Raw genomic sequence first — 8,399 nt, 5'->3', positions numbered from 1 at the left:
TACACAGACATTCAATCCGTCGATAAACAGACCAAACCGCCCACGTATCTCTTCAAATCATAAATTGTCAAAAAGCACTCAGAGACAAAATCGACAGTGATGCGCCCTAACTTTCGGCGCGCCCCGCCTCGATCACCTCTGATTTTTTCTTGCGTCTCGTTGCCCTGCGGCCCGTCTGGCGCCCCGTCGCTGCGTGTCCGCCGCTTCGGTGAGGGGGTATTTACGTCCGGCCACCGGACCCTGCAAGTGCTTTTTTCTGCATTGCACGAATTTTTTTCGTTTTTCCGGATTTCCCTATGTTTTTAATGAGTTGCCGCATCATGGATGCGCAAACCGCCGCGGAAACGAAAGAATGTTATCCGTGCGGGCCGGGGAAGGCCGCCAGATATTGGGTTATCCACAGGATGAACCACAAGACTCGGCCAGACTCAGCCCGTTTTCACCCGAAGCACCCCCCGGACCGTGCGAATCCGAGTCGCCAGCAGCCCCAGAATCGCCACCGCATAGAGAACCGGTTCGATCTGGAAGCCTTTCACCAGCCAGAGGAAGTGAAGCCCCCCGAGAATCGCGGCCGGGTAGGTCAGCAGATGCAGCCGCCGCCAGACTGCCCCGCCCAACCGCCGGAGCGACAGATCGTTCGATGTCAGCGCCAGTGGCAGGAGGAGCAGGAAGCCCGCCATCCCAATGGTGACATAGGGCCGCTTGACGATATCGGCCCAGACCGCGCCAAGGCTGCCAACGTCCAGAACGGCCCAGACCAGAAGATGCGCCAGCGCGAAGACAAAACACAGGACCCCCAGCGCGCGCCGGAACCGCAGAAGGTTCACCCCGGTCCAGCGCCGCAGCGGGGTGATTGCCAGAGTGGCAATCAGAAGCTGTAGCGCGAGCAGGCCGTAGCGATGTTCCAGCGCTTCGATCGGTTCAACCCCGAGCCCCCCGGTTGCGCCAAGCCAAAACAGCCAGACCAGCCACCCTAACCCCACTATATAGAGAGGCCAAGTCGGCACGCGCCGGAGTACTGTATTCAGGGACTGAACCACCGACATCAGTAGAACCTTGCAAGGTCCATGCCGTCATACAGGCTGGCGACCTCGTCATAGCCATTGAACATCAGCGTATCCTGCCGCGTGGCGAACAGCCCGCCCCCGATCCGCCGTTCGGTTGCCTGCGACCAGCGGGGATGGCTGACGGTTGGGTTCACATTGGCATAGAACCCGTACTCTCGCGCGTTCAGGATATTCCAGGTGGTGGGCGGCTCTTCTTCGGCCAGGGTGATCCGCACGATGGCCTTGATTGACTTGAACCCGTATTTCCACGGAACCACCAGACGGATCGGCGCGCCGTTCTGGTTGGGGATCGGGTTCCCGTAGATTCCGGTCGCCAAGAGCGTGAGCGGGTGCCGTGCCTCGTCCAGCCGCAGGCCCTCTACATAGGGGAAGGGAATGACCCGGCGGCTGACCCCCGGCATCACCTCTGGCTGGACCACGGTTTCGAAGGCCACGTATTTGGCGCGGTCCTGCACCCCGATCCGATCCAGCACATCGGCCAGTTCAATGCCGTTCCACGGCACGACCATCGACCACGCTTCGACGCAGCGGAACCGATAGATCCGTTCTTCGACATCCAGCCCGCCGATCAGGTCAGTCAGGGAATATTCGCCGGGATTATCGACAAGCCCATCGACCGTGATCCGCCAATCGGCGGTATCAAGCGCGCCCGCGTTGGCGGCCGGGTCGGTCTTGCCGACGCCGAACTCATAATAGTTGTTGTAGCTTGTGATCTCTTCCCAGGTGTTCGGTTCCAGCGCGGCCTGTGCCTGCCCCTGCCCGGCCAGCCCCGCGGCCCCCAACCCGATGGCTCCGGCCATGATCTGGCGCCGGTTCAGCCAAACGGCCTTTGGGGTCACATCCGCATGGGTCAGGGTATTGGTCCAACGACGCGCCATCTTTGTCTCCTTGGGTTTGTCTTCGGACTAATTAGTCCATCCAGCCCAAAGGGCGAAAACACTTCGATTCACGTCGATGTGTGTCTTCGTTTCAATCCTCGCTGCCCGCTAAGGGGCGACTCCCCACCATCTGAGGGTCTGATTGAAATGAATCCGGATAGATTCAGTCGCGGCGGCTGCATCGCCAGCCTCCAGCGCCGCGATGATCGCCAGATGTTCCTCCATCGCCGAAACGATCCTGTCCCGCAGAAAGGGTCGGGCGTTCTGGATGATCGCGATCCGCAGGCGGTTGGTTTCGTAGTCGTCCGTCAGCAGGCTATTGCCCAGCCCCCTGGCAAGGAAGTCATGCAGGGTCAGGTCGGTCTTGATCGCCCGTTGCGGCATGCCCCCCGTGCGGTCCGATTTGGCCACGGTCAACAGATCGGCATGTTCCGCCTTGATAAGATCGAGACCGTCCATGTTGCCCGCCGCGATCCGGCGAACGGCCCCTGCCGTGTCCAGAACCATGCGGTAGTCCAGACAGCGCCGAATGGTTTCAGGGTTGGCTTCCATCACGCGCAGCCCACGTTTCGGCAGCGCAATCAGAAGCCCCTTGGACCCCGCATGTTTCACGGCGTCACGAACTGCGGCAATGGGAGAGTCGAGAAGATCGACCAACCGCGAAATCGACAGGAACTCGCCTTCGCGAAGAACAGCGTCAAAGTCTGAGGTTCCTTCAGACCACTGGGGCCGGCGTGGGGCAACCCTTGCCGGCCGTTCTTTTTGGGGGCGCTGCTAGGACGGGGTCGGCCCCTTATAGAACGCCAGAAGCCGGTCCATCCGAACCGAGGTGCCATCCGGCTGCACGATCCGCACATGGTGGGGCCGCATCTGGCGCGGTTCCGTCACGCCAACCGAATGGGCGATGGTTTCGACCTCTTTGATCATGCCGGTGGCGAAGTTCGACACCCGTTTCCATTTCTCGGCCACGACCAGCCCCTTTTGCAGGTGCGGATCATGCGTGGTGATCCCGGTCGGGCAGGTATTGCGATTGCACTTCAGCGCCTGAATGCAGCCAAGGCTGAACATGAACCCCCGCGCAGAGGTGACGAAATCCGCTCCGGCGGCCAGCGCCCATGCCACATCGCCCGGGCCGACCAGCTTGCCACTGGCGATCAGGCGGATCCGATCCTTCAGCCCGGCCCGATCCCGAAGGGTGGCCACATGGGGAAGGGCTTCGCGGATCGACACACCGACCAGATCGATCAACGGCATCGGGGCGGCCCCGGTTCCGCCTTCGCCCCCGTCGATGGTAATAAAGTCGGGGGCGCATTCGGCGCCGCGCTTATTGATCAGCGCAAAGAAATCGGAAAACGCGCCTTCTTCGCCCATGACCGTCTTGATCCCCACGGGCAGGCCCGTCACCTCTCGCACGTGGCTGATGAGGTCCAACAGATCGCCCCAATCGTCGACCTCGACATGGCGGTTGGGCGAAATGCTGGCCTGACCTGCGGGGATGCCCCGGACCTGTGCAATCTCAGCCGTGACCTTGGCGCCGGGCAGGATGCCGCCCTTGCCGGGCTTGGCCCCCTGCGCCAGCTTGATCTCCATCATCTTGACCTGCGGATGGTCGGCCACCTCTTTCAACTTGTTGTCGCTTAGCCGCCCCTCGGCATCGCGGACCCCGTATTTGGCCGTGCCGATCTGGAAAACGATGTCGCAGCCGCCTTCCAGGTGCCACGGCGACAGCCCACCTTCGCCGGTGTTCATCCAGATGCCCGCGTCCTTGGCGCCGCGCGACAGGGCCTCCACCGCCGGTTTTGACAGGGCGCCAAAGCTCATCCCCGAAATATTGTAGAAGGATGGCGCGAAATAGGGTTTGCGGGCGCCCGGACCGATCACCAGCGCAGCGGTCTTCGCAGCCTGTTCATCCAGCGGCGGAAAGGCCGCATTCACGAAGATCGGGGTGCCGGGCACGCCCAGCGACCGGGTGGAGCCGAAGGCGACCGTATTCCCCTTCCCCTCTGCCGCGCGATCGACCCAATCGCTCTGTGCCCGGTTGAACGGCATTTCCTCTCGGTCCATCGCAAAGAAATACTGGCGAAAGAATTCACCCAGTCCCGTGAACAGGTGCCGGAACCGTCCGATCACCGGGAAGTTGCGCCGCACCGCATCCCGCCCCTGAGACCGGTCAATGATGAACAGCGCCAGAACGGCTGCCGCGCCGATCCCCACGATCAGGATGAAGAAGAGGGCCAGCGCCTCGAGCACATTGACAGTGAATTCGGAAAACATCGGCGGCTCCTTTGGTTTGAGCCCAGCCTGCGCAGAGGGGGCCACCGGGTCAATGATGCCGATCAAACGGCGGGTTTCGATCACGAGTGATCAACTGGATTTGACTGGAAATCCAAAATCCCGGCGGCTTAGTCCGGCGTGGCCCTCAGTCAAGCGGGACCGGCAAGAATATCCGGTCATCCAAACCGGACAGCGGGCGTATCCCTCTCAGATGCCAATGACGGCATCCTCAACGGAGGAAATACAGAATGCTTCGTAGAAGCTTTATCGCCCTTGCCGCCGCCACCACCCTGTCTGCCCCGGCCTATGCCGCTGGCCATTCGATGGATATCGTCGACACCGCCGTCGGCGCGGGCAGCTTCACCACGCTGGTTGCCGCGGTTGAAGCGGCCGGTCTGGTGGACACCCTGAAAGGCGAAGGCCCGTTTACTGTCTTCGCCCCGACCGACGAGGCCTTTGCCGCCCTGCCGGAAGGCACCGTCGAAGCGCTGCTTGCTGATCCCGAAGCGCTGGCCGCGATCCTGACCTACCACGTGGTTGCCGGGAAGGTCATGTCGACCGACCTGTCTGACGGGATGATGGCCGCCACCGTGAACGGGGCCGAAATCACCATCGGCCTGGGCGACAGTGTCATGGTCAATGACGCAACCGTCGTCACCGCCGACATCGAAGCGTCGAACGGCGTGATCCACGTGATCGACAAGGTCATCATGCCGCCGATGTAATCTCGCGGCTATTCTGCACGCTTGAAAATGTTGACCTCGAAGGGCTGGAGATTGCCTTTCGGGGTCACATGAACATGGCGGCGCCCCTCAACCAGATGCAACAGGCCGGGCTGATGCGCCTCTGCCTCGACCGCGAGGTCGGCTGACGACCACCGCTGAACCGGCAGGTTGGAACATTTCTCGGGGCCGTCCGGTGCGAAGGTCGCGATGATAGCGACCCCGCCGGGCGCAAGCCCAGCCGACAGGGCGCGGAAATAGGCGGCGCGTTGATCCCGTTCAGTCAGAAAATGGAACACGGCGCGGTCGTGCCAGAAATCCCATTGTGATGGCGGCGTCCATTCGGTGATGTCGGCCGCGACCCAGTTGACGGTGTCGGCCATCGCCCCCAACCGGGTCTTGGAGGTTTCAAGTGCTTCCGGCGACAGGTCCAGAACGGTGATCGGCCCGGCGCCCCTTGCGACAAGCCCATCGACAAAGCGGGATGCCCCGCCACCGACGTCGATGATCTTTGCGCTTTTGTCGCTGAACGCGTCGAACAATTGCAGCGACAGCTCCGCCGTCGGCTCGAACCAGGTCAGTGCCTCTTCGGCCCGCGCACCGTAGACAGCGTTCCAATGTTCCTGTTTTGACATTCCGCACCCTCAAAAGAATTGCGCCCCCACAGATATGCGGGGGCGCAACACACATTTCAAGTTTTTAATGTTTAGTGCACGACGGCATCATCGGGTCGGGGCCGGTTGCTTCCTGCAATCCTGTCCCCAACGATCAGCCCGTCCGCCCCGGCGCTGACCGGGATGGTGTCGCCGTCCTTCACATCACCGGCCAACAGCATTTCGGCCAGTTGGTCCTGCAACGCCCGCTGGATCACCCGCTTGAGCGGCCGTGCCCCGAAAACCGGATCATAGCCTTCATCGGCGAGCCACTTGCGTGCGCCATCATCAAAATCGAGGTGGATGTTCCGCCCGGCCAGCCGCTTTTCAAGGCGGGCAAGCTGAATATCCACGATCCCGTCCATATCCGCCCGGCCCAGCCGGTCGAAGATGATGGTTTCGTCCAGACGGTTCAGGAATTCGGGCCGGAAGTGCGCCCGGACCGCATCCATCACGTCGCGCTTTGCGTCCGAGGCATCGGCCCCGTCAGGAAGCTGGCTCAGCGCCTGCGCCCCAAGGTTCGACGTCAGCACGATCAGTGTCTGCTTGAAGTCCACGGTGCGGCCCTGACCATCGGTCAGCACGCCGTCATCCAGAACCTGCAGCAGAACGTTGAACACATCCGGATGCGCCTTTTCGACCTCGTCGAACAGGACCACCTGATAGGGCCGTCGGCGCACTGCTTCGGTCAGGACACCGCCTTCGTCATAGCCCACATATCCCGGAGGCGCGCCAATCAGGCGGGCGACGCTGTGTTTCTCCATGAATTCGGACATGTCGATGCGGACCATCGCGTTGTCGTCGTCGAACAGGAATTCGGCCACGGCCTTGGTCAACTCGGTCTTGCCGACCCCGGTCGGCCCAAGGAACAGGAACGACCCCAGCGGGCGGTTCTCGTCGTTCAGGCCCGCACGCGCCCGACGCACGGCATTGGCCACGGCACGGACCGCGGCATTCTGGCCGATGACCCGCTTGTGCAGGCCCTCTTCCATCCGCAAGAGCTTTTCCCGCTCACCTTCCAGCATCCGACTGGTCGGAATACCGGTCCAGCGTTCGACCACCTCGGCAATCTGTTCCGGGCGCACGGCCTCTTCGACCATGACACCGTCTTCCTCGGCGGTTTCCGCCTCGGCCAGCTTGCGTTCAAGGTCGGGGATGACGCCGTAGGACAGCTCTCCCGCGCGGGCGAGGTTGCCTTCGCGCTTGGCGATGTCCAGATCGGCACGGGCCCGGTCAAGCTGTTCCTTCATGGCGCGCGCGCCTTCCAGCTTGTCCCGTTCCGCCTGCCACTTGGCGGTCATCTCGGACGACCGGTCCTGTAGGTCCGACAATTCCTTTTCAAGCTTGGTCAGACGATCCTTGGATGCGGCGTCATCCTCTTTCTTCAGCGCCTCGGCCTCGATCTGCATTTGCAAGATTTGGCGGTCGAGCGCGTCCAGCTCCTCGGGTTTGCTGTCCACCTCCATCCGCAGACGGCTGGCGGCCTCGTCCACAAGGTCGATGGCCTTGTCCGGCAGGAAGCGGTCGGTGATGTAGCGGTGCGACAGGGTCGCCGCCGCGACAAGCGCCGCGTCCGAGATGCGGACACCGTGGTGCATCTCGTATTTTTCCTTGATGCCGCGCAGGATGGACACGGTGTCTTCGACCGTCGGTTCCTCGACCATCAGGGGCTGGAACCGGCGGGCAAGGGCCGCGTCCTTTTCGACATACTTGCGGTATTCATCCAGCGTGGTTGCCCCGACGCAGTGCAATTCTCCGCGGGCCAGCGCCGGTTTGATCAGGTTGGCGGCATCCATCGCGCCATCGGTTTTACCCGCGCCGACAAGCACGTGCATTTCGTCGATGAAGAGGATGATTTCGCCGGCGGCGGCTTCGATTTCCTTCAGGACAGCCTTCAGCCGTTCCTCGAATTCGCCGCGGTACTTCGCACCGGCAATCAGCGCACCCATGTCCAGCGCCATCAGGCGTTTGTTGCGTAGGGATTCGGGCACGTCGCCGTCGACGATCCGCAGGGCAAGCCCTTCGGCGATGGCGGTCTTGCCGACGCCCGGTTCACCGATCAGAACCGGGTTGTTCTTGGTCCGGCGCGACAGCACCTGCATGGCGCGGCGAATTTCCTCGTCCCGACCGATGATCGGGTCGATCTTGCCTTGCTCGGCGGCCTCGGTCAGGTCGCGCGCGTATTTCTTGAGTGCGTCATAACCCTCTTCGGCGCTGGCGCTGTCGGCGGTGCGCCCTTTGCGCAAGTCATTGATTGCGGCGTTGATCTTCTGGGCGTTGACGGCCCCTGCCTCCAGTGCCTCTTTCGCGCGGGTTTTGACCAACGCAAGCGCGGTCAACATCCGTTCGACCGGAACGAAACTGTCCCCGGCCTTCTTGGCGACCTGTTCGGCCTCGTCCAGAACACGGGCGAGCGAGGGATCGACATAAACCTGTCCGTCGCCGCCAGACACCTTGGCCTGTTTGGCCACAAGCGCATCCACAGCAGAGGTGACCTGTTCCGGGCTACCGCCGGCCGACCGGATCAGATTGGCAGCAAGCCCCTGATCGTCATCCATCAATGCCTTGAGCAGGTGTTCGGGAAGCACGCGCTGATGGCTTTCCCGCATAGCGATCGTCTGGGCGGCCTGAATGAAACCGCGCGACCGCTCGGTGAACTTTTCGAAGTTCATGAGCATTCTCCTTCCATAAGCACCCGGTGAATTGGAACGCCCGCATCGGCGGCACGTCCCTGTCGGGCCTTGCATCTGAAATGGGATCGCGAGGTCGTTTTCGCAAGTGTTTCGGATCAGGATTTCCGACGCC

At 62.1% G+C, this 8,399-nt stretch carries 7 protein-coding genes; 1 reads left to right on the top strand and 6 read right to left on the bottom strand.

Translation table 11 applies throughout. From position 1 onward, the window contains the following. Nucleotides 1-428: 428 nt before the first annotated feature. The 4 genes from msrQ to U3648_RS15925 form a co-directional block, all read right to left on the bottom strand. Nucleotides 429-1,046 carry a protein-methionine-sulfoxide reductase heme-binding subunit MsrQ gene (gene msrQ / locus U3648_RS15940; protein ID WP_420860219.1) on the bottom strand — a complete coding sequence of 206 codons (618 nt, stop codon included), beginning with the start codon at nt 1,044-1,046 and terminating at the stop codon, nt 429-431. Then, on the bottom strand, nt 1,046-1,945 hold the full coding sequence (gene msrP, locus U3648_RS15935) for a protein-methionine-sulfoxide reductase catalytic subunit MsrP (RefSeq protein ID WP_420860218.1): 900 nt from the start codon (nt 1,943-1,945) through the stop codon (nt 1,046-1,048). Before msrP ends, msrQ begins: the two co-directional genes overlap by 1 nt. A 108-nt stretch (nt 1,946-2,053) precedes the next feature. Continuing rightward, the gene (locus U3648_RS15930; RefSeq protein WP_420860217.1) at nt 2,054-2,557 is read right to left on the bottom strand and encodes an FCD domain-containing protein; all 504 of its coding nucleotides are present in this window, start codon (nt 2,555-2,557) and stop codon (nt 2,054-2,056) included. Between the two features lie 162 nt (nt 2,558-2,719). Then, nucleotides 2,720-4,219: an FMN-binding glutamate synthase family protein gene (locus U3648_RS15925; RefSeq protein WP_420860216.1), complete on the bottom strand. Its 1,500-nt coding sequence runs from the start codon at nt 4,217-4,219 to the stop codon at nt 2,720-2,722. A 248-nt stretch (nt 4,220-4,467) separates the two neighbouring features. Here U3648_RS15925 and U3648_RS15920 point away from each other — a divergent pair, with 248 nt between their 5' ends. After that, the gene (locus U3648_RS15920) at nt 4,468-4,944 is read left to right on the top strand and encodes a fasciclin domain-containing protein (RefSeq protein ID WP_420860215.1); all 477 of its coding nucleotides are present in this window, start codon (nt 4,468-4,470) and stop codon (nt 4,942-4,944) included. A gap of 8 nt (nt 4,945-4,952) precedes the next feature. Here U3648_RS15920 and U3648_RS15915 read toward each other — a convergent pair whose 3' ends face one another. Together U3648_RS15915 and clpB are read right to left on the bottom strand one after the other, a co-directional pair. After that, a complete protein-coding gene (locus U3648_RS15915; protein ID WP_420860214.1) occupies nt 4,953-5,576 on the bottom strand; it encodes a class I SAM-dependent methyltransferase in 624 nt (207 codons plus the stop codon). A gap of 71 nt (nt 5,577-5,647) precedes the next feature. After that, entirely contained in the window at nt 5,648-8,266 is a 2,619-nt protein-coding gene (gene clpB, locus U3648_RS15910; RefSeq protein WP_420860213.1) for an ATP-dependent chaperone ClpB, read from the bottom strand. Between the last annotated feature and the right edge of the window lie 133 nt (nt 8,267-8,399).

The sequence above is a fragment of the Marivivens marinus genome, assembly GCF_035969385.1.
GTDB lineage: Bacteria > Pseudomonadota > Alphaproteobacteria > Rhodobacterales > Rhodobacteraceae > SELP01.
Note: the sequence above shows the minus strand (reverse complement) of the source record. Positions and strands in the feature narration are given on the sequence as shown.